The 22,198-nt window shown below is 58.7% G+C and carries 17 protein-coding genes; 7 read left to right on the top strand and 10 right to left on the bottom strand.

Annotation, left to right across the window (positions count from 1 at the left end; all coding sequences use genetic code 11):
* Positions 1-17: 17 nt before the first annotated feature.
* Together ACR1XU_RS18920 and ACR1XU_RS18915 are read left to right on the top strand one after the other, a co-directional pair.
* Positions 18-890 carry an NAD(P)-dependent oxidoreductase gene (locus ACR1XU_RS18920; protein WP_170615879.1) on the top strand — a complete coding sequence of 291 codons (873 nt, stop codon included), beginning with the start codon at positions 18-20 and terminating at the stop codon, positions 888-890.
* Positions 891-988: 98 nt separating this feature from the next.
* Entirely contained in the window at positions 989-4,051 is a 3,063-nt protein-coding gene (locus ACR1XU_RS18915; protein WP_480907650.1) for an aminotransferase class III-fold pyridoxal phosphate-dependent enzyme, read from the top strand.
* Positions 4,052-4,104: 53 nt separating this feature from the next.
* On the opposite strand, the gene ACR1XU_RS18910 is transcribed toward ACR1XU_RS18915, so the two are convergent.
* Both ACR1XU_RS18910 and hemP read right to left on the bottom strand, forming a co-directional pair.
* Complete coding sequence (locus tag ACR1XU_RS18910) at positions 4,105-4,581, bottom strand: hypothetical protein (protein ID WP_170615876.1); 477 nt, start codon at positions 4,579-4,581, stop codon at positions 4,105-4,107.
* Positions 4,578-4,745: a hemin uptake protein HemP gene (gene hemP, locus ACR1XU_RS18905; RefSeq protein WP_170615874.1), complete on the bottom strand. Its 168-nt coding sequence runs from the start codon at positions 4,743-4,745 to the stop codon at positions 4,578-4,580. The genes ACR1XU_RS18910 and hemP overlap by 4 nt, the downstream gene beginning before the upstream one ends.
* A 223-nt stretch (positions 4,746-4,968) precedes the next feature.
* Between hemP and gph the strand changes: the two genes are divergently transcribed.
* Entirely contained in the window at positions 4,969-5,643 is a 675-nt protein-coding gene (gene gph / locus ACR1XU_RS18900; protein WP_480907648.1) for a phosphoglycolate phosphatase, read from the top strand.
* 536 nt (positions 5,644-6,179) lie between these two features.
* Complete coding sequence (locus ACR1XU_RS18895) at positions 6,180-7,040, top strand: DUF5672 family protein (protein WP_480907646.1); 861 nt, start codon at positions 6,180-6,182, stop codon at positions 7,038-7,040.
* A 57-nt stretch (positions 7,041-7,097) separates the two neighbouring features.
* On the opposite strand, the gene rfbA is transcribed toward ACR1XU_RS18895, so the two are convergent.
* The 4 genes from rfbA to rfbC are packed head-to-tail and all read right to left on the bottom strand — an operon-like array spanning position 7,098 to position 10,430.
* A complete protein-coding gene (gene rfbA / locus ACR1XU_RS18890; protein ID WP_480907644.1) occupies positions 7,098-7,970 on the bottom strand; it encodes a glucose-1-phosphate thymidylyltransferase RfbA in 873 nt (290 codons plus the stop codon).
* Complete coding sequence (gene rfbD, locus ACR1XU_RS18885) at positions 7,967-8,821, bottom strand: dTDP-4-dehydrorhamnose reductase (RefSeq protein ID WP_480907642.1); 855 nt, start codon at positions 8,819-8,821, stop codon at positions 7,967-7,969. Before rfbD ends, rfbA begins: the two co-directional genes overlap by 4 nt.
* Entirely contained in the window at positions 8,818-9,867 is a 1,050-nt protein-coding gene (gene rfbB, locus ACR1XU_RS18880; RefSeq protein ID WP_480907640.1) for a dTDP-glucose 4,6-dehydratase, read from the bottom strand. Before rfbB ends, rfbD begins: the two co-directional genes overlap by 4 nt.
* Entirely contained in the window at positions 9,864-10,430 is a 567-nt protein-coding gene (gene rfbC / locus ACR1XU_RS18875; RefSeq protein ID WP_170615854.1) for a dTDP-4-dehydrorhamnose 3,5-epimerase, read from the bottom strand. Before rfbC ends, rfbB begins: the two co-directional genes overlap by 4 nt.
* Positions 10,431-10,668: 238 nt before the next feature.
* On the opposite strand from rfbC, the gene ACR1XU_RS18870 reads away from it, so the two are divergent.
* The 3 genes from ACR1XU_RS18870 (at position 10,669) to ACR1XU_RS18860 (ending at position 15,457) form a co-directional block, all read left to right on the top strand.
* A complete protein-coding gene (locus tag ACR1XU_RS18870; RefSeq protein ID WP_480907638.1) occupies positions 10,669-12,204 on the top strand; it encodes a formylglycine-generating enzyme family protein in 1,536 nt (511 codons plus the stop codon).
* Between the two features lie 303 nt (positions 12,205-12,507).
* On the top strand, positions 12,508-13,794 hold the full coding sequence (locus tag ACR1XU_RS18865; RefSeq protein ID WP_480907636.1) for a peptidoglycan-binding domain-containing protein: 1,287 nt from the start codon (positions 12,508-12,510) through the stop codon (positions 13,792-13,794).
* A 214-nt stretch (positions 13,795-14,008) separates the two neighbouring features.
* Positions 14,009-15,457: a peptidoglycan-binding domain-containing protein gene (locus tag ACR1XU_RS18860; RefSeq protein WP_170806936.1), complete on the top strand. Its 1,449-nt coding sequence runs from the start codon at positions 14,009-14,011 to the stop codon at positions 15,455-15,457.
* Between the two features lie 74 nt (positions 15,458-15,531).
* Here the strand turns inward: ACR1XU_RS18860 and ACR1XU_RS18855 are convergent, their stop codons facing one another.
* The 4 genes from ACR1XU_RS18855 to ACR1XU_RS18840 are packed head-to-tail and all read right to left on the bottom strand — an operon-like array spanning position 15,532 to position 22,196.
* Positions 15,532-18,906 (bottom strand): CHAT domain-containing tetratricopeptide repeat protein, encoded by a 3,375-nt coding sequence (locus tag ACR1XU_RS18855; protein WP_480907634.1) that lies wholly within the window; start codon positions 18,904-18,906, stop codon positions 15,532-15,534.
* Complete coding sequence (locus tag ACR1XU_RS18850; RefSeq protein WP_480891510.1) at positions 18,903-19,541, bottom strand: hypothetical protein; 639 nt, start codon at positions 19,539-19,541, stop codon at positions 18,903-18,905. Before ACR1XU_RS18850 ends, ACR1XU_RS18855 begins: the two co-directional genes overlap by 4 nt.
* Positions 19,531-21,642, bottom strand: coding sequence for a caspase family protein (locus ACR1XU_RS18845; RefSeq protein WP_480907631.1), 2,112 nt, complete (start codon positions 21,640-21,642; stop codon positions 19,531-19,533). Before ACR1XU_RS18845 ends, ACR1XU_RS18850 begins: the two co-directional genes overlap by 11 nt.
* The gene (locus tag ACR1XU_RS18840) at positions 21,639-22,196 is read right to left on the bottom strand and encodes a hypothetical protein (protein WP_480907629.1); all 558 of its coding nucleotides are present in this window, start codon (positions 22,194-22,196) and stop codon (positions 21,639-21,641) included. The genes ACR1XU_RS18845 and ACR1XU_RS18840 overlap by 4 nt, the downstream gene beginning before the upstream one ends.
* Positions 22,197-22,198: the final 2 nt, after the last annotated feature.

Genomic DNA, 22,198 nt, shown 5'->3' with positions numbered 1-22,198 from the left:
GCTGGGAGGATCATCTGATGGCAAAACTCGCGTTCCTAGGTCTGGGTGTCATGGGTTATCCCATGGCTGGCCACCTGCAGGCAGCAGGGCATGACGTCACCGTTTACAACCGCACGGCGAAACGGGCCGAGGCCTGGGTTGATCAGCACGGCGGCGCAATGGCGGGAACCCCGGCGGAGGCTGCGCAAGGCGCGGAACTGGTCTTTGCCTGTGTGGGCAATGATGACGACCTGCGCGCAATCTGCACCGGCGAGAACGGCGCTTTTGACGGCATGTCGCAAGGTGCCGTCTTTGTCGATCACACCACGGTATCCGCCAAAGTGACGCAAGAGCTTGCATCGGTTGCGGATGATAGGGGATTTGCCTTTGTGGACGCGCCCATTTCGGGTGGCCAGTCGGGCGCGGAGAACGGCGTTCTGTCCATCATGTGCGGCGGTTCGCAAACTGCCTATGAAAAGGCCGAACCGGTCATGCAGGTCTATTCGAAGATATGCCGCCGTATCGGCGACAGCGGCGCTGGCCAGTTGACGAAGATGAGCAACCAGATCGCCATCGCCGGTGTTGTGCAGGGTCTCAGCGAAGCCCTGCACTTTGCCGAAAAAGCCGGGTTGGACGGCCGCGCCGTGATCGAGGTGATCAGTCAGGGTGCTGCCGGAAGCTGGCAGATGGAAAACCGGCACGAAACGATGCTGGACGATCATTTCGACTACGGGTTCGCGGTGGACTGGATGCGGAAAGATTTGGGTATTTGTCTGGACGAGGCCAACAGGAACGGCGCGTCGCTGCCACTGACGGCATTGGTTGATCAGTTCTACAAGGACGTTCAGAAACTGGGCGGCGGGCGATGGGACACCTCTTCCTTGATCAAACGCTTGCGCGCGCTGGACTGAAGGCAAGGCGGCTGCCCCGTTTGCCGTAAGCGGCAGTTCACCCCCGAGATATATGGGCACAAAAGAAGAGATCGGCTTTGGGAAAGGACACAAAGCGCATGAATGATCTGACGCAATTCTGGGCGGACGCGCTGCGTGCGACCTGGGGGATCGAAGCGAGGCTGACCCGGCTGGACGGCGAATACGATCTGAATTTCCTGGCCGAAGCAACCAACGGACGGGACTACGTTCTCAAGGTGATGCGGGCCGGGTGTGAGGCCGAGTTTGTGGACCTGCAGGTTCAGGCATTGCGCCATATCTCATCCGAGGCCCCCGGCCTGCCGTTCCCGGCGGTCATCCCGGACCTGACCGGTGAATTGCTGCCCGAAATCCCTGACGATCAGGGTCAGCCAAGACTTGCCTGGTTGCTGGAGCGTCTGCCGGGCCAGTGCTACGCCAAGGCCGCGCCCAAAACCGACGAACTGATCATGAAGCTGGGCCGTGTTCTTGGAGCGACGGACCGTGCTCTGGAAAGGTTCGACCATTCAGGGCTGAGCAGGGAGCATTTCAAATGGGATCTGACACAGGCCCGGTGGATTTCCGGCAGGCTTGAGGTTGTTTCGGATCCCAACCGGCGCGCGTTGCTGACCGAAATCTGTGATGGGTTCCATGAGGTATCCGGCAGGTTGGCCGCAATGCCCAGGCAGGCCATCCACAATGACGCAAACGATTACAACATTCTTGTTGAGGGTGAGCTTGGGCAACGCCTGAAGATCTCGGGCCTGATTGATCTGGGCGACATGTGTGCGGCGCCGCGTATCTGTGACCTCGCAATTGCCGGGGCCTATATTGTTCTGGATCATCCCGGGCCTGAACGCGCCCTGACGGCGCTGGTGCGTGGCTATCACGCCGCCAACCCGCTGCGCACCGACGAAGTCGACCTGATCTGGCCGTTGCTGCGGATGCGTCTGGCGGTGTCTGTCGTGAATTCGACTCTGATGGCGGCTGTAAACTCGGATGATCCCTATGTCACCATCTCTCAGGCTCCGGCCTGGCGGTTTCTTGAGAACACATCCGTCAATGGCGGTCTGATGCCCGCCCGCCTGCGCGCGGCCTGCGGGCTGCCGGTCACGGACGGGGCCGAGCGTATCCACGCCTATCTGTCCGACCACCGCGGCCAGTTTGCGCAAATGTTCGGGCAGAATCTGGCGGATGTGCCGATGGGATCGCTTTCGGTTGAAAATTCGACATGGCCGCAGAACCCGTTCCATATGCCTCTGGAAGAGGCCGCCCGCGTGGGCGCCGAGTTCGGCGATGGCCTGTGGCTGGGGTATTACAACGAGCCGCGCCTGATCTATGCTGAGCCGGGTTTCCGTAAGGGACCTTGGAAGGCCTCGGACCGGCGGACTGTTCATCTGGCCGTTGATGTCTTCGCGCCCGCCGGAGCCGTGCTGTACGCCCCGATGAGCGGACGTGTTGAAGTGGTCGAGAACCGCGATGCCCATCTGGATTACGGCGGCGTTGTGATCCTGCATCATGAAACCCCTGAAGGCGATCCGTTCTATACCTTATATGGTCACCTGGACCCCGAGGTCTGCGCGCGGCTCAAGCCGGGCGATCCCGTCGCACAGGGCGCGGCCTTTGCCCGCCTAGGGGATGCCAGTCAGAATGGAGGCTGGGCCCCTCATGTGCATTTCCAGCTGGCCCTGACCACCGCCGGGATGGAGGCGGACTGGCCCGGTGTCGGCGACCCGGACGAGATGTACCTGTGGCACGCAGTCTGCCCGAACCCTGCGGCAATACTGAACCTGCCGGACGACAAGGTGTTTTATCGCCCGACCGACAAACAGGCGATCCTGCGCGGGCGCCAGGACCATTTCGGTGGCAACCTGTCGCTGACCTATGACGATCCGGTCATGCTGGTCCGTGGCTGGAGGCATCATCTGTTCGACGAGTGGGGTCGCCCCTATCTGGACGCCTATAACAACGTCCCCCACGTGGGTCATGCACATCCCCGCATTCAGGCGGTCGCAGCGGACCAACTGAAGCGGATGAACTCGAACACGCGCTATCTTCACCCGGCCCAAACGGCATTTGCCGACAAGATTCTGTCGAAACTGCCGGATCACCTCGAGGTCTGCTTCTTCGTGAACTCGGGGACCGAGGCGAACGAACTGGCCTTGCGGCTGGCGCGGGCGCACACAGGGGCAAAGGGGATTGTAACGCCGGATCACGGCTACCACGGCAATACCAATGCGGCTGTGGCGATCTCGGCCTACAAGTTCAACAAGCCTGGCGGTGTGGGGCAGGCGGATTGGGTCGAACTGGTCGAAGTGGCCGACGACTATCGAGGTTCATTCCGACGTGACGATTCCGACCGTGCCGCGAAGTTCGCAGACTTGGTGGACCCCGCGATTGCTGCATTGAAGGCCAAAGGACATGGGGTTGCGGGCTTCATCGCGGAAACCTTCCCATCGGTCGGCGGCCAGATCATTCCACCCAAGGGCTATCTTCCGGCCGTTTACGAAAAAATTCGGGCCGCAGGTGGCGTTTGTATTGCGGACGAAGTGCAGACCGGCCTTGGCCGGCTGGGCGAGTATTATTTCGGCTTTGAACATCAGGGGGCACTGCCCGACATCGTTGTCATGGGCAAACCCATCGGCAATGGCCATCCGCTGGGCGTTCTGGTCACGACCAAGGAAATCGCCAACAGCTTCGACAATGGCATCGAGTTCTTTTCGACTTTCGGCGGTTCGACCCTGTCCTGCCGGATTGGGAAAGAGGTGCTGGACATCGTCGATGACGAGGGATTGCAGGACAATGCCCGGAATATGGGTGTACGCCTGATGGACGGCCTGCGGGGGATTGAGGCCGATTTCGGCTGCGTCGGGGATGTACGCGGGATGGGTCTGTTTCTGGGCGTCGAACTGATCAGCCCTGACGGATCGGAAGGAACCGAGATCTGCAAGTTCGTCAAAAACCGGATGCGGGATCATCGCATTCTGATCGGAAGCGAGGGTCCAAAGGACAATATCCTGAAGATTCGCCCGCCGCTGACGATCGAGGCTGAAGACGTGGACATGATCCTTTGGGCCTTGAGAAGCGTTCTGAGCGAAGTGGGTGATTATGCACCCACCCCAGTCTGGGATCACGACCACCATGTTGGTTGCAGTTGCTGCTGAATTCAGAAGAACCCCGCTGCGCAGCGCGGGGTTCTCTCATCATTCGGTCTCTTTCAATGTAAAGTAGCTGCCGGGGTATGATGTCCCGTGTTGGGCAACGGAGCCGAGATGGTCATTCGGCGCAGCGCCAGCCCAAATTCTTCGGACAGACAGACAAGCGCCGGTGCAAAATCCGGCCTGATGATAAGCGAGGCCATCATCATCGCATCCTCTCGCGCCCCTTCGGATGCGGCAGCAATCATCTGCGCAAAGCAGTTTTCGTCCGCACCCAGGCATGCGCAGTTCAGGCCGTGGCGTATCAGAGGTCGGCGCCCATGGTTGGCGCACAGCGAGCACAACCTGTCCAAGGTCAGCATTGCGGCGCGACCGTGATCATTACCCAGAGCGATTTCAAAATCGCTTGCGGCATCAGCACGGCCATTAGCACCGTTTCCCCACAGCCGCAGATACATGACAGCTCCTGCCTCGACCGGGCTCAGATCCGCCAAATGTCCAACCGTTGCCCCGCCGCGCGAGGACTGCGCGCTCATTTCGTGAGGATCAGCTTGCCGGCACGGGTGATACGCAGCGTGTAAAGCTGGTCCCCCAACTCGATATGAGCCAGATTTCCACCCTTGGTCAGGTCTTCCGCCTTATGAGCAGGCAACATGGAAACGGCATAGGCCTGGCTTGGATTCGGGTTCTGCATGTTCATCGGGCAACTCCGGATAGGTTTTGGCAAATCGTCTTGATCTGATTGCGTTTTTCAACGATCTGGCTGACCCGGAGCCGGGTTGGCTGACTGTCTGCGCCTTAATCTGATTATTTTACTCAGGTTTGTCAAGCATGTGCCTTCACATTTCCGAATAACTGTTTGATTGCGTCGGGCCGGGACACCGGGTAGGTCTTGGAACGCATTGATACCGGTGGACATTTCTGTGACTGCAACCCTTGTATTCGATCTGGATGGAACCCTGCTCGACAGCCTCGCCGACATTGCGGCGGCGGCAAACCGAATGCTGGATGATGTCGGTCATCCACCGTTGGAACAGAACACTATCCGGCAATTCGTTGGAAACGGCCTTCCCAAACTGGTCGAGCGGGTTATCCACCATTGCGGCCTTCCCCTTGAACAGCATTCCGACCTGACACAGAGAACCCTGGCCCACTACAACGCCGCCAGCAGCGTCCACACCGTTGCGTATCCCGGCATGATCCAGGCGCTGCATGCGCTCAGCGAAATGGGCTGTGCGATGGGTGTATGCACCAACAAACCCGAACGGCCCGCCCGGCACATCCTGGAAGCGCAGGGAATGTCAGGTTTCTTTGATGCTGTTTTCGGTGGCGATACATTGAACATACGCAAGCCCAATCCGGCCCATCTTAATGCCTGCTTCGAAGCCCTGCCCGACACAGGACCGCGGCTGTTTGTCGGAGACAGCGAAGTTGACGCTGAAACGGCGCGCCGCGCGCAGGTGCCTTTTTTGCTTTTCACCAATGGTTACCGGAAGTCGGCCATTTCGGCCATTCACCATGATGTCGTGTACAACGATGCATTGGAACTGCCCGCGCTTGTCGCGCGGTTGGCGACTGGTCAGGCCGGAGATCTGTAAACTTGCCTGAAAGGGGTAAGGGGCCGGCCGAGGGGGTAAGTAGCCAGCCCCTTCTTGGGGGAAAAGTGGTTTGGTCTGTTTAGACCCGGTATCTGAAATACATAATTAACGATTCGCGGCTGACAGCGATATTGGGGGATTCCCGTAGGACCCAGTTTTCACGCCCATGAACGCCGATTCTCCTGGCAGAATGCGGCCCGATAATTGGTAGGCAAAGCCGCACGTACTTGAGTGAATCTGGCCTGGATTGCCCCACTGGATTGGCCGGATGCACCCCGCGGGCAAAGATCGGATTGACACCTCAGCCCAAATCATGAATGTGCCACGGGGTTACAAGACAACCTGAGGGTCATGGCGTCGGCATCAACTGTCACGGCAGGACAAGCGCCGAGTATCGTTGGCAATCAATTGCGGTGCTGTTAGATTGAGAGCAGAAACGAAGAAAATTTCGCTCAACCTGACAGTTTGGCTGAATCCTGTATCGGCCAGCTAATATTGCAAGATTACAAATAGTTGGCCTATGAAGGGGCGAATTCATGAAAGTGCCGCACAGTTCAGACGCAGAAAACACTTCTGGCTGCTGCAACGTTGTCGTGCCCGTTCACCGGGAACTGACGGACACGGAAATGGCGGCCCTTCTGCACAATGTCAGGATTCTGAAATCGCACGATGTCACCATTCTGGGGCCAGACGCCCTGTGCGATTACCTGGAGAACACGGTCACAAAAAACGTCCTGCGGGAAACGGAAGGAACAGCGCGGACTCTTTGCCTGTCCGATTCCCATTTTGTCAGCATCGACTCGTACAACCAACTGATGATCAGTCAGGAGTTTTATGACCAATTTGCTGATTTTTCCTACATCCTGATTTGTCAGGTCGATTGTCTGATCATTCAGGATCATCTCGATTCCTGGACCGCGCATGGATATTCCTTTGTCGGAGCGCCGGTTTTTGACGGGTACAGCCAGCCAAACCTGCCGTATGACTTCACCGGTGAACTGAACGGCGGATTGTCCCTTCGCAAGATCAGCGATTGCCGTAGGGTGACGCATGAGGCGCTTTTCCTGACTTGCGCAGGTGCCGTCAGAATAGCCAACAAGATTGGTGCCGTGGCCCTGGCAAACCTAGTGCTTCGTCTGTTCGGAAAAACAATCATTCCCGTAAAACCCGGCGTGAACGAGGATGTAATCTGGACCAGCCTGGTGCCGCGTTATTTCAGCGGGTTTACGATTCCCACGCCGATGCAGGCGTCGCGGTTCGCGTTTGAAGCCGCGCCGGAATACCTGCTGGAATGCAACGACGGGAAGCTGCCATTTGGCTGCCACGCCTTCCAAAGATACGGCAGTACGTTCTGGCGCAAATATTTCCCGGACGAGTATTTCAGCGCCGACCGGTAATCCGGCCCACGCAATCTTCATCGGTCTTTAAAACTCGCGGATCGGAAAGCGATGGGACTAGTCCACCAGATTGCGCAGGTATCTTCCGTATGCCGTTTTCCGGAACAATTCCGCGCGCTTCAGAAGCTGCTCCTGCGAAATCCAGCCGTGTTCGAACGCAATCTCTTCCGGGCACCCGACCTGCTGACCTTGCCGGTTCGACAACGTGTGCACGAAGTTTCCGGCCTCAAGCAATGACGCATGAGTGCCGGTGTCCAGCCAGGCATAACCGCGCCCCATCTGCCTGACGCGCAATGTTCCGTCGTCCAGGTACGTCTCAAGCAGGGAGGTAATTTCAAGTTCTCCGCGTTCCGACGGCTTGACCCGCCGCGCACGCTCTGGCGCGGTACCGTCCAGAAAATACAGACCCGTCACGGCATAGTTCGACGGTGGCACTTTGGGCTTTTCAATGATGCTCTGCACTGCGCCTGTCGCATCAAAGCCTACCACGCCATAACGTTCCGGGTCGGCCACACGATAGCCAAAAACGGTTCCGCCTGTGCTTTGCGCATCGGCCTTTTGCAGTTGGGTCGGCAGACCATGGCCAAAGAAGATGTTGTCCCCCAGCACCATCGCCGACGGCGCGCCGTTCAGAAATTCTTCGGCCAGCAGATAGGCTTGCGCCAGACCGTCCGGCGACGGCTGGGTGATGTAGGTCAGTTCCAGACCCCACTGGCTGCCATCCCCCAGCGTGCGCTGAAACTGGTCCTGATCCTGGGGCGTGGTGATGATGCAGATCTCGCGGATTCCCGTCAGCATCAGTACCGACAGCGGATAATAGATCATCGGCTTGTCGTAGATCGGCAGAAGCTGTTTGGACACACCCATCGTGATCGGGTACAGACGGGTGCCCGAGCCGCCGGCCAGAATGATACCTTTACGGTTCGTCATGATGAAATCTCTTTGCTGTTCAATACGTCGCGCAGGCCGGCCCGCCAATCGGGGCGTTCCAGACCGCAGGCAGACAGGCTGCTGCAGTCCATTCGCGAATTCAGGGGCCGTTTGGCCGGAGTAGGATAGTCAGAGGTCGGAATACCCGTAACAGTCACGGACCGACCGGCTTGCGAGAAAATCTCGCGCGCAAATCCGGCCCAGCTGACGTCCGGTGAACCGCCAAAATGCAGGGTTGCGCTGTCCATCTCACCAGCCATCAGGCGGTCGGCCAGATGCAGGCAGGCCCGCGCGATGTCCGCAGCCGGGGTCGGGCCGCCAATCTGATCGTCTACAACGTTCAGCGCATCCCGGGTTTCAGACAGGCGCAGCATGGTTTTGACAAAGTTGTTGCCATGGGCCGAGAACACCCACGAGGTGCGCATTATGGCATGGCGGCAGGTGCTCGCCCGGATCGCCGTTTCACCAGCCAGCTTTGTGCGGCCATAGGTGTTGATCGGGTGCGTGGCATCTTCCGGCCGGTGCGGGGCCTCACCCGAGCCGTCAAATACGTAATCGGTCGAAATATGCACCAACGGAATGCCCAGCGCGGAACAGGTCCGGGCAATGGCCCCAACCGTCGTGCCGTTGACGGCCATTGCTGTCTCGGCCTCATCTTCAGCCCGATCCACGGCGGTATAGGCTGCGGCATTGATCACCGCTTGCGGCCGGTGCGTTTCGATGGCGGCCTGGCACTGTTCCGGGTTGGTCAAATCCGCTGCATCGCGGCCAAGAAACACGATCTCGCGCTGGCCCGCATTCAGAGCGATTTCCTGGGCGACCTGCCCGGTTTCTCCAAAGACAAGGATCATTTTCCCGTCCCCAGTCGCTGACCAACACCGTCGCGGTTTTGCAGCGCGCGCCACCAGTCTTCGTTGTCCAGATACCACTGGACGGTTTTTTCCAGCCCTTCCTCGACGGTTACGGACGGGCTCCAACCCAACTCATTGCGAATGCGGGTCGGGTCTATGGCATACCGTGCGTCATGGCCGGGACGATCGGTTACAAAGGTGATCTGATCTGCGTAAGACCCGCTGTCCTTTGGACGTTTGCGGTCAAGGATTTCGCAAAGGGTTTTGACCAGTTCCAGATTGGTGCGCTCGTTTTCGCCACCGATGTTGTAGGTACGGCCAACCTGCCCCTTTTGCACGACCAGCAGAAGCGCATCCGCGTGATCTTCCACGTACAGCCAGTCACGGATGTTCGAACCATCCCCGTAGATCGGCAGCGGCTTGCCCGCCAGAGCATTGAGGATGATCACGGGGATCAGCTTTTCAGGAAAATGGAACGGCCCGTAATTGTTCGAACAATTGGTCAGCACGACCGGCAGGCCGTATGTTTCGGCCCAGGCGCGAACAAGGTGGTCGCTTGCCGCTTTCGAAGCGGAATAGGGCGAGCGGGGGTCGTAGGACGTCTCTTCGGTGAACTGAACCTGCGGGTCGGCGGGCAGCGAGCCATAAACCTCATCCGTCGAGATGTGGTGAAACCGGAACGCCTCGGGCTGACCCATGTGTGTCCAGTATGCTCTTGCAGCTTCGAGCATCTGATAAGTGCCCGTGATGTTGGTTTCGATGAAATCGCCCGGCCCGTCGATCGACCGGTCAACATGGCTTTCCGCCGCCAGATGCATGACCGCGTCCGGCTCATGTTCTGCAAACACCTTGTCCAGGGCTGCGCGGTCACGAATATCGGCCTGCACAAAACTGTAATTGGGGTGGTTGGTCACACTGGCCACGTTTTCAAGACACGCCGCGTATGTCAGCGCGTCAAGATTGACGACGCTGTGCCCGTCACGAATGGCCTGACGTACTACTGCGGATCCAATGAACCCGGCCCCGCCGGTCACGAGAATTTTCATTTCTGACCTTCATATACAAACGGATTGTCCAAAGCCGCCAGTGTCACGGCCGCTTCATCCTTGGCGCTCAGCACAGGATCAATTTCCAGCTCCCAGTCGATACCGATATCGGCATCGTCGAACCGGACCGAGCGGTCGCAGTCCGGGGCGTAGTAGTCCGAACACTTGTAGACGATCTCGGTGTCCGGCTCACGGGTGACGAAACCATGCAAAAACCCGGCCGGGATCAGCAGTTGCTTGCCGTTCTCGGCACTCAGTTCAACGCCCACCCATTTCCCATAGGTCGGGCTGCCCTTGCGAATATCGACGGCCACATCAAACAACCGTCCGCGCCCACAGCGCACCAGCTTGTCCTGCGCGTGAGGCGGTGTTTGCATATGCAGCCCGCGCAGCGTTCCCACCGTTGCAGATACCGAATGATTGTCCTGAACAAACTCGAAGTTCAGCCCTGCATCCTCCATGCGCTTCCGGTTCCAGCTTTCGGAAAAGAAGCCACGGTTGTCGCCAAAGCGTGCTGGTGTAAGGATTTTCACACCTTCTAACGAAGTATCTTCTATCTGCATCAAAAAACTTCCTGCCGTTTCAATCGCAAATGTTCGGTTTGTCGGTTGCCCACCCTCTAACCCGCCTGATGTGGAATTACCACCACGCGAACGTGATTTCGGCAAGAACAACCGGACGGCCTCAGTTGCAATCTGTTTCATCTGTGCAAAACTGTCTCCTGCCCGATGCAGGGTGGTTACAGAATTTTGGGGAGTTCCGATTTTGCCCGTATCTGCTCGACTGAGCCTGTGTTTTTTCATGGCTTGGCTGTCTTCGGCTTGGGCAAGCGACGCCCCATGGCCCCCCATTCTGATCGATCCTTCCAGCCAGTTGCACGGCCCTGCGGATCTGGTCTTGCCGATGCCTTGTGGCGGTGGCATGGCCTTTCAGAAAGTCAACGTGCCGGTCGATATCGCCCGCCCGTTGTCGGACCGACCCTTTCGTATGGGGCAGTCTGACGCCGATACCGCTTTTTCGGACTACCTCAAGCCCACCTATCTGCGCGGGGCATTCGACGACCCCGAAAACAGTGTCAGCTACTATTATTTTGCCCGGTACGAATTGAATGAGGCTCAGTACCGCGCCATCAACCTGAATTGCGACGGCGGCTTCAAACCGGTCGAAGCCCGGGCCAAAGGCGGATTAAGTTGGTTCGAAGCCGTTGATCTCTCGCGCGCCTATTCCGAATGGCTGATGCAGAACGCCCGCGACAGCCTGCCCCGGCAGGGTGACCGCACCGGCTTTCTGCGGCTGCCGACCGAACCTGAATGGGAATACGCCGCCCGTGGCGGTGCCAAAGCAGACGCCTCGGTTTTTGCCGCCCGCAGGTTCTTTTCCGAAGGGACGTTGTCCGATTACGCCGCCTATCTGGCGCCCGGCAGCGGCAGCACCAAGCTCAGCATCATCGGAGCGCGACGGAAACCCAACCCGCTGGGCCTTTTGGATATCTATGGCAATGTTGAGGAACTGATGCTTGAACCGTTCCGCCTGAATGCCATCGGGCGCAGTCACGGCCAGTCTGGCGGACTGGTCACGCGTGGCGGTTCGGTCGATCAGGAAGACGCACAAATCTACACCGCGCGCCGTAATGAATACCCGATGTACAGCAGCCTGAATGGACAGGCTCTGGCCGGCGAATACTTTGGTGTCAGGCTGGTCATCAGTGCCGCCGTGGTATCCGAAGACCGCTATGACGCGATCCGTGATGGCTGGACGCAAGAGGCTGATCGGTCCTCGGAAGAGCAATCTGACCCACTGGCGACCCTGAACGCGCTGCTGGAAGAGGAAGTGGACCCCCGCCGCAAATCTGCCTTGGGCGATCTTCAGCTGGAATTTCGCATCGCGCGGGAACAGGCTGCGGAATCCCTGTTTCAAGCCGCAAAATCCACACTTCTGAGCGGGGCAGCTTTCGTGGAGACCTTGATCGAAGGCAGCCGCGAAATTCAGCAACTGGAACGGGACAGCCTGCGCCTGCTGGACACGATCAAGGTCACGGTCGGCAATCAACGCACCCAACTGATGCAGACATTGAACCTGAACCTCGACCGGCTGGATGCCTTGCGGGCAAGCCGGGATACGTACTTGCTGTCTTACCGGGCAACGCTTGAAACCTTGGGTTCCGACGTCGAAGCAGAAATCCGTGAACGCGCCTATGAAGGGCTGGCGCAGGATCTGGCCCAGGCGGAACAGGCGCAGCTTTTGGCAATGCTCAACCGGTTCTGGACGGATATGGGGCTTTATCTTGAAGAACCGGACATGGAGAAAGATCAACTGCTGCTGATCGCTATTCAGTAGGGTGAACCTGTGCGGTTTGTGGACCCATTCATTTGGCTGAGCGGCCCCCGCAAATCTGAATGACAAAAAGCTGTTTCGGGCAAAAATCCGGGCACGCTCCGTCCCTTGGTGCCCTAATGCATGTTTGCGCTATGGGTCAGACTTGAGGCCAAAAAACCGAAGAATAAAACCAACTCTTTGAAAAGAAATCGTAAAAATCGACCACCTCTCTGACCCTGAGCGATAACATTTTTTGTAACGGGCTATTATGAACGGCACTGGCTAGCGTTGTTCCCAGATAGTTTTTTGCTTAGGGGGTCGACAATGGCACGCAGTATTTTCAAACACACGCTGGGCGGCGCATTGGCCGCATCCATGATGATGACAGCATCGGTTGAACGCGCAAACGCAGGCGCGAAGGAAGTGATCGGTACAGCGATGCTGTTATGTCTCGCCAATCCAAACATCTGCCCAAGAAACAAACCAAGACCTCCCGGCAGAAACCCGATCCCAACGCCCGTTCTAAGCGAGGAAGAACGTCAACAAAACCGCGACGTGCAGAACGCCTTGAACACATTCGGCTTTCCGGTCGGAAACGCTGACGGTGTATTGGGCCGCCGGAGCCGCGCAGCCATTCGCGACTATCAGTACTTCATGGGTGATCCCGCCAACGGACGCCTTTCCCAGTGGGAACGGGATACATTGATCAACGCATGGCGCAAGTATCAGGCAGGCGCGGGCAACGCATATCCACGACTGATGGCCGCCGAAGGCCCCCGTGGCCTGCTTAAGGTTGAACGCAACCCCAGCTACGCCGGGCATTACGACGGGCAGCAACCGCAGCCCTACCCATCGCCACAACCCTTAGACGGTGGCATTGTCGATCCGAACAATCCATCCCCGCCACCCATCGTCGGCGAACTGCCCAAACGCATAGGAACACCCGTCAAATCTGTGGCCGGGCGCTGCGAACTGGTGGGTGCCACCTCGAAAATCCAGGGCGGGCTGATCCACGCGGACAATGTGACCGATCACCATCAGGCGCTGAGTGAAAAACTGTGCGAGGCACGCGGACTTGTCATTACTTTGGGACAGTCCTCGCAGTCCCATTTCGCGGTTTCCGAAACCGAAATGACGGAAATCTGCAATCACATCAAAGCCACATTCTCGGGCACGATCAGTGCTCTTCCCGGAACGCCGGTGCAGTCCACCCTGGACAGCGCGCGGAATGCGAATGCTACGCTTGGGCTGAATATGCCCCAGATTGCCCGGGACTATGGCGAGATCTGCACCGGAATGGGGTATCGCATGGACGACGCCGAGATGGCGCTGGCCGGTGCCCTTTCACTGACCGCATCCGGCCACGCTGCATATGGCGAACTGGTTGGCCACCACCTACGGGAAGGTTTCGGCACCGCCGAAGCTCCGAAGGCGTCGGTCGAGTGGTACGCGAACGCGATGACGGCACTGGAAAATGGTGCGCCTGCCGTTTTCATGGCCAGCGCCACACAGGATCGCGTCAGCGTAATCCGCAAGGCAATGCAAATCGCGGAAACGCAGGCTGCACTTCACGGTGTTCCCGTAAATGCCCAATGGTCTGCAGGTAATTGACGATTTATCGAGATACTGTTTCGACATTAAGGGTCATTACGCCTGAATTGTCGAAGTTTTAGGGCGCCATACCCACCCTCGGCGTCCTAAAATTATTTGTTTTCAATGCTCAATTGCATGGGTGCAAACAGGTGACATTTTTTGTAACATGCACTGAATCACATGTTTAAGTAAGAATAGCGATATAGATTTTGGGTAAGGAGGTGACTTAAAGATGCCACGTCATATTTTAAATAAATCCGTCGGCGGCGCATTGCTGGTCTCCCTGATGATTACCACGGGCGTCAGCCGCGCAAGTGCAGATCTGGCAGATGTGATTATCGGCGGCGGTGCCGCTGTGATCCTTGGGTGCGCTACAGGCGCAATCAACTGCAACAAAAACAAAAAACGCAGCCAAACGACGACAACGCGCCGCTCGACGGTGAATTCTGCCCAGCGGCAGCAAAACCGTGAGGTTCAGAGCGCGCTCAACGGCTTCGGCTGGAACGCGGGAACGGTCGACGGCGTGATGGGAAACCGCAGCCGCGGTGCGATCCGTGATTATCAAGGTTACATGGGATACCCCCAGACCGGCCAGCTTTCGGATTGGGAACGTCAGAACCTGGTCAACGGATGGCGGCAGTATCAGTCAGGTGCCGGTGGCGCCTATCCCCGTACGATGGCTGCTGAAGGCCCGCGCGGATTGCTGAACATCGGTCGTGACCCCAACTATGCCGCACGTTATGGCGACAATGCCGGGCCAAACTACGGTGCAAATACTCCCAATTATGGCACCAACAACAACGGCATTGTTGACCCGTGGGCCAACAACGGCACTCAGGCCGCGGCGGCGCAGCCCCTGAACCAGGTACCACGCCAGCAGGTCCCGCAGGCTGTCATTCCCGACCAGCCCCAGCAGGGTGGCGGTCAGGTTATCGGCAATGGCGGCACGGTGCCAAAGCTCAAGCCCCTGAAGCCGGTTGGTCAGCCCACTGTATCCGCTGCCGCACGGTGCGAACTGGTTGACCAGACAACGCGCATTCAGGGCGGTGTGGTTCAGGCGTCGAACATGACAGATCCGAACCAGGCACTAAGCGAAAAGTTCTGCGAAGCACGTGGATTTGCCATCACGCAAGGTGGATCGCTCGCGTCGCAATACGCGGTGTCCGAAAACGAGATGACGGAGCTGTGCAGCCAGATTGCAGGCGGGTACTCCGACGTCATGTCCGGCCTGCCCACAACGGATCAGGCACAGGTCATGCCGGCGGTGCAATCGACCGCCACCCAGTTGGGTCTGAGCGACGCCGCAACAATGGGCGTCTATGGCCAGATCTGCCTGGGCATCGGTTATCGTCTGGATGATGCCGAAATGGCTCTGGCTGGCGCATTGACAATGATGGCTGCGGGTCAGGCTCCTTACGGAGAGCTGATTGGGCACCACCTGCGTGAAGGGTTCGGTGTGCCGGCGACCCCTGCGGCAGCGGTTCCGTGGTATGTGAACGCGATGGATTCACTGGAAAGCGGTGCAACGCCTGTTTTCGTCCCCAGCACGACAACCGAACGGGTTCAGGTCATCCGTTCTGCACTGCAGGTACAGAATCAGCGTGCAGGAAACAACGGGCAAAGCTTGCCCAGGGTGGTTCCGGTTGCAAATACGCTGCCGCTACTGACGCCCAAGGACTAAGCTACAACTGCCAGAAAAAGCAAACGGGCCGCCTGATCAGGTGGCCCGTTTGCTTTTGTGGCGCAGGTCACCCGTCAGCCTGCGCCAATCATCAGGAACGGGGCCCAGATCGACGGGTGGGAATTCGGCAGTTGGGTCTGATCGCGGCTCGGGTCGTCAAAAAGAGATTTCATCGCCTGCCTCAGCGACTCGGCCTTGCTGGTCTGATTTTGCGAGGCGGTCACGGTGCGGGTAATCAGCGCCTCGGCGGCGCGATCATCTACGCGCCAATGCGAAACAAGCATATTGCGCGCGCCAGCCGAGAAAAAGCCCTGAACCAACCCCCCCAGACCTTCGCCGCCGATCGAATCTTCCCCTGCCGTGTCGCAGGCCGACAGAATGACCCAGTCGGCACCAATATCGAGCTGCGCGGCCTCGGAGGCGGTCAACAGGCCATCGCCAGTGAAACTTCCTTGCGCCGGGGCAGTCGCGTCTGGCGTCAGCGCCAATGCGGGTTCGGCCAACCCTTCGAACGCGCCCGACAACAACCCATGCGTCGCAAAATGCAGAATTTGCGCCTGCGCCAGTTTGCCTTGGCTGTTGAGCGCAACGATTTCCGCTTCGCTTGCTGAGGAACCCAACCGAATGTCGCTGCGGGTCTCTCCGAACAACCCTGCCAGCGTTTCAACTTCGCGCCGGGTGCCCGGCAAACGCGGAAGCGCGCGTACTGCGGTTGCTCGTTGCGAGATCGATCCGCGCATAACGATGTCTGTCTGAGGCAAGGCCGCCAGTTCCGCCCCCTGAAACGCAGGGTCGCCAAATCCGACATATGCCAGCCTGGAGGCTGGTTGCTCGGGGACCCGGGGACGTTTTCGCAGGTTTTCAAGGGCCGCGACGGACGGCACAACCCGGAGCGCGCGCTCATGCCCCAACCAGCGTATTTCGCGCAGGTCCTTTGCGGTGCGACGGTCCTGCAAATGTCGGCCCGGGTCATCCACGATCAGGGCCGCGAAAGGTATGCTCAGCGTTTCACCGTAGGGGACCAACGTCCAGGTCGACTTGGAACCAATCAGATCAGTTATTTCCGGCGATCCGAAAAACGTCTTGTGCAGTCGTTCTGCGGCATCGAAAGCAAACGGGGCGGCATACCGCGTCGCTGCGGCGCCCGACGCGCCCTGCACGTTGGCAAGCGGCGCCCGCAATTGGGCCATCTGCTCTGGCGACTTCGGGTCAAGCGTACGCTGGAGATCAAGTATGTCCTGCACCAGAACGTTCCACTTCTGAGGCAATTCAACCATCGCCGCGCCGTCCCGGGTCACGGCAAGAACCAGCCCTTTGATCCCTTTCTTATGCGCGCTCTGGGTTGTGGCTGTCAGGATCATGATCACAGCCTCATCCGGGGCGATTACCTCGCGCTGGATATGGCTCATCGTCAGCGGCGCTGGGATTTGCCATTCGAAGTACTCGGAAAACTGTGCCGACATCCGGGACCGCAGACGGTCCAGATCCGAATTCTGAACATCGTTCCCGACCCGCTGGGCCAAAGTCGCTTTCTGCCATTGCGCCGCAAGTTGAACCAGATCGGGGTTTTGCGCCTTGTCCCGGATCGCCGCACGGGCCACAGCGACAGAGGCGGGGCCGTAACCCGCCAGTTGCATGGCCTCAAAGGCCATCTGAACATAGCGGTTCTTCTCCTGCTCACTGCCGGTTTCGGCAGCCTTGAGCGCTGATGAGGCGAACAACTCACCATACACCTGGCCAATCAGGTATACTTTTGCCCCGCCCGCTATCCCTTCCAGCCATTGAAACCCGCGCAGATAGTTCAACAGGTCGACTGTTCCATTCTGGAAAACGGATGCCGCAGCAGAGAATTGCCCGCCTTTGAGCAGTGCCGACCCATGCGCGTCCACCAATCGGTAGTTGATGTCCAGATCGGGTATGGAACCCGTCCGCTGTTCTCCTTCCCGCTTTTCGATCTGGTTTCTTATGACTGCCAGCGCGGTTTCAATTTGTCCGGCTTCTTGCAGGAAAAAGGCATAGTTGAGTTGTGATGCATAAGCCTCAAGCCGCGTGCCTTGCGCCTCCTCTGCGGCGGCCAGTCGGCGCAGCATTTCCAGATCCGAGGCCGTGGGTGCCTTTCCCGCCTCTGTTCCATCCCAGAACGCAAGCTCCTCCTTGGGCCGGTCCAAGGCGACGTTGGCCTGAATTTCCTTGTCCTTGGCCTGCAACCTGCGGGCCTGGACTTGCAGGGTTTCGCGGTGATCCGGTCCCAGTTCACGCGTCAGGATATCGATGGATCGGGCGTATAGCGGCTTGGCCCCTTTGAAGTTCTGGCGGAAATTCACCAGGTGATCGGCCACTGCGAAATAGACTTGGGCCTGCTGCCGTTCAGGGACCGCACCCGGGTCCGAGACGATCAGTTCAAGCGCCGCCATCATTTTGGCCTCATAACTCTCGAACTCGAGATTAGCCAAATCATGTCCGGCCAGCGCCAGCAGCGCAGCAAGACGCTGAGCAGGATCCTCGCTGGACAAGGCATCATCCACAATTTGCCGGTTCAACTCGCGGGCTGCGAACTTCCGCCCCTCCGCGCGTTCGATATCCTCCAGCGTTCGGCGCGCCCATTGAATAATCTCGTGCCCCTGAGGCAGTTTGCCCTGCGCCGAGGCAAGAACGTCCTCAGTAACGGATCGCGCCTCATCCAGTCTGCCAACACGCTCCAGCGCAATTCCGTATCGCAGCCGCGCGTAAAGGTGGGACTCGCTGTCAACCGCGTTTAATCTTTTGCCCAGTTCAGACGCTTCACGTGTGGGTTCAAGCGCTGCTTCATAGGCTTCCATCGCGTTCAGGGTATTGGCCAAACCGTTCAACGCCACTTGCAGCTTGCGGCCTTCCGTGTCGTGTTCCCGCGCGATCCCGACCATGTTTTCAAACACTTGCCGGGCGCCATCCAGCTGGTTTGTTTCCATTAGGATTGCGCCTACCAGAATACCGGTATCCAATCCCGCAGCGCTGTTTGTAAAACCTAGTTGCTCAAGATCCTGCAGCAGCTCTGAGCTGACACTCAGCGCTTTGTCGTGCTGTCCGAGCAGTTGCAGAAGACTTCCGTATTCATAGCGGACATACAGCCCGTCTCGCTGAAGCCACAGACCCTCAATCCGGGCTGCGTCGACCGATTTGGTGTAGGCGCGCAATGCGTCTTCCCTGTCGCCGATGCCGAACAGGATTTCTCCTAGTATCCCATATTGCGCGACCCCGTTCCGCCCTTCGGTACGCAGGCCCCGGTCGATCATGGGTTCCATCTGCCTGACAAGTTCCCGGACCGTGGCATGATCCTGTGCAACGAAGGCCTGACCGGCTCTGTTTTGCAGCGCTTCCAATTCGGCAGAGTTCTGGTTCTGGGCGACGACCGGCAGGGCCAGAGCCAGCAAAAGCGCGAAAACAGCGCCCGACAGGCGGATGCCGGTCAACCCGGCGCCTCGCAATCCTGATGGGGCGACTGTGGAACAAACAACGCGACGCGCCCCTGACTGCCGCCGGCATTCGTGATCCGCAACGTCGCGTTGACGCAACTGTCGATCCAGACATCCACCAGCGCCGCAATCCCTTCAATGCCGGTCTGCGGGCTGATGTCTGCGGCGATGCTGGTTCCGTCCGAGCCCACGAGTTCAACGTCGATATCAGCCCCACCTGACCCGCGCCACAAGCGAGCCTCGATCCACGTTACTTCCGAGCCGACAAGAAAAACGTCCGTTTCATGAGTTTGTCCGGGCGCAAGCAACAGGTCCAGACGGGCGGCGCCACCAAGCTGACCCCGGGATCCGGTTTCGAGAACCGCGTCCATCAAATCCGCTCCTCCGGGCATGTCACGCAGCGCGTCGGCCAAAGGCAAGACCGAGAACGGATCCTCCGGGTCCAGAGTGCCGCCTTCCTCAAGCAACACAGCCAGACTGCTGGCAAGGGCCTGCGGTTCGTTTGCCTCAACGGCCCATTCTGCCACAACCAGGGCGCTTTTGCGCAGGTCGGCCGCCACGGCCGATCCACCCTGACCAAGGAACATCAGGCTCAGAACAGCCAGAACCGCAATGTTGACTTTACTGCGCACCGCGATCGGCCCCCACCTCTGCAACGGTTTTCAGCGGAATAATAACGGCACCGCTTTGCTTGATAACAGTTTCACCGACGGAACGGGTTTTGGCCAGCCCGAATCCGGCTTCGGTCAAAAGCGAGGATAACGAGTTGGCAGGTGCAGACCGTGTTGCGGGCGGCGCGCGTTCGTCTTGTAAATAACGAAAATCGACCGGGTCCGACCCGGGCATGCCGCGTTCGGCCAAGAGCAAAACACGCATCTGACCAGTAGCCAGCACTGCCCCATCCGGCCCACGCGTGGCTTCGGTATAGCGCAGGGCATCGGTCTCTCCTGCCCCTATGCGCCAGCCGCCTTTTTCGGCATCCCTGTATCCCGACAGGAAATACACCTTATTGTCCGGCGCGACATAAAGGGGCGTCAGATCAACCGGCCAGGGATTGCGATTGTGAACGGAGACCAACACTGTGTCACAGTGGCCAACCTGCAGGATGCCCTGAGGTGCGAACTTCGGCTCAACCTGAACCGCCAAAGCCTCCTGACATACAAATTCTTCGTCTGCTTCACCGGGGATGCGACGGGCACTGGCGGTGATCCCGTGCGACAAGGGGCTGGTCTGCAATATCGCCGCAACCGAGATCAACGCGCGCGACTTTGCGGCCTGCTGCAACATCTGCTCCAGCAGAGGCAATTGGGTCGCATCAAACGGAACAGACAGCGCATCGCGCGCACCGTCGGGAACGGGGTGCAGCACCAGCCGGTCCTTATCGGCGACGATTTGAATGTCCGGATCGTTCTGATCAAGGCGCAACCGTGGCTGCAGGTCCGAGATCATCTGAGCAATCTGCTCCTCAAATTGCGAGCCAGCAGATAGCAGCGACAGCCCTACTGCCAGCGAAAGATCTGTCGGGCGCGAAGAAACCTTTGCGGCCAGGCGGGGCGCGCGGTGCTGAAGCCAGCGCATTCGGAACTGTTCGGGGTCCAGACCCTCGGCTTTGATCTTCTCATCCAGTGTGGCGCGGGTGGTTTCCGGAAGCGGTGCGGTGGCTTGGGTCAGCGTCACTTCGGTTGGCGACACATCGAACAGCAAGGCGCCATCGCTGTCCTCGACTGAAAACACCGTATCTGTCGTAACGCCATCGATGACACCAGCCTCGACAACAACGAGGTCCGAAATGGAGACGGCAAACCGGTCCGACACCCCGATACCCTCAGAAAGCATGGGCTTTGTACCCAAAGCCCCTTCAAACCGGGGGTCTGCACGCCCCCAGCCAATATCCCAGAGCGTCGCGGAAACCTGTCTGGCCAGTTCTGAATATGTGGGGGCTTCGGCACTTCGCAACGCACTGGCCAGCGCCCATGTCATCAGACCATGAACCGTTGGCGAACCCGGCGGTTTCAACTCGTAGGCCAATGATCCAGCCTCGGCGGCATAGAAGCCGGTAAAGTGACCGGGTGCGAGAGTACTGGCTTTCGACAGGTCCACGAGTGGTTCGGCAACCGGGCTGACTGTCTTGTCGGGCCTCAGATCGACAAAGCGCGCAACGGCTGTCTCACCCCGCCGAAAGCTGCCGGAATGACAGGTATCCGCAATCAGCCACACATTCGCCCCGGCGGCGATCATCCGGTCTATTCTGGCACCGATCTCATCGTCCCGGACAACATTGACCGGCGCGTCATCGGCATCAAATGCAAAATCCGAGGGCAAGAAAACCTCATCCAGCCCGTCCACCTCGGATGTGTCCGAACCGGACGCAATCTGCGCACCGTGGCCCGCCATGTAGATCGCTATCTTGTCGCCCGCCTGCGCCTCTGCCGCCAACCGATCCAGCGCGGCCAGAATATTGGCGCGCGTTGGAGTTTCGATAGAAACACCCTCAGTTTCAGTCAGTTCCGGAGAATCCGACAGCACTGAAATCTTTTCTATTGGAACACCTTTGCCAGCAAAAACCTGCGTCATCAGCGCCACGTCCGGGCCCGGTCCGGTCAGGGCTCCACCCAGACGGGCCAGATCAGCAGTGTAATTCATCACGCCAATCAACAGCGCTTTGCGGTCGGGATTAGCGACGGCCGCACCGGCCGACAGAATACATCCCGCTAACAGAAAAACGCGGATCATGGGTCTACAGGCCGGGTTTCAATGACGACCCAGTCAGGGCCACCCGGCACATGATTGATGTGTATCTCACCTTGCAGGTCTGCAGGCACACAGTTCCAGTTCTGCGCCTCACGTCGGCAGGACGCCCCCGACAGACCAAACACCTGCCGCGCTGAGACGCCTGTTGCGGAAGCAAAAGATGCAACACCCTGCCCCTGTGGCGGTTCGAACCGGCTGCCGCCTGGGACAATCCAAATTGTGTTTCGCAAAGATTCAGGCGCGGTATTGCTGATCAGAGCGTCAAACCGCTCACCAAGCTCTTTGTCCCCGCGCATCAAAAACCGCGCCTCGGCCTGATAGCGGTTTTGCAGTTGCGTTGCGGCTTCGCCTTTTGGCGCGTGTGCGGAAACAATCTCGAGCGCGGTTAGCAACAGGGGCGCGTTTTCAGTTGATACGGCCCAGTCGGCAAGAACCAGACCGGCAGAGACCCGTGCTGCCGCACTGTCTGGTTGTGCCTGCATTCCCGTTGGCAGGACGATCACAAGAAAGGCTGAAAACACTTTTGCCTTCATCATGG

This window comes from Ruegeria sp. D1(2025), assembly GCF_056536425.1.
The sequence above is the reverse complement of the archived record's forward strand: the minus strand, read 5'-3'. Positions and strand labels throughout refer to the sequence as shown.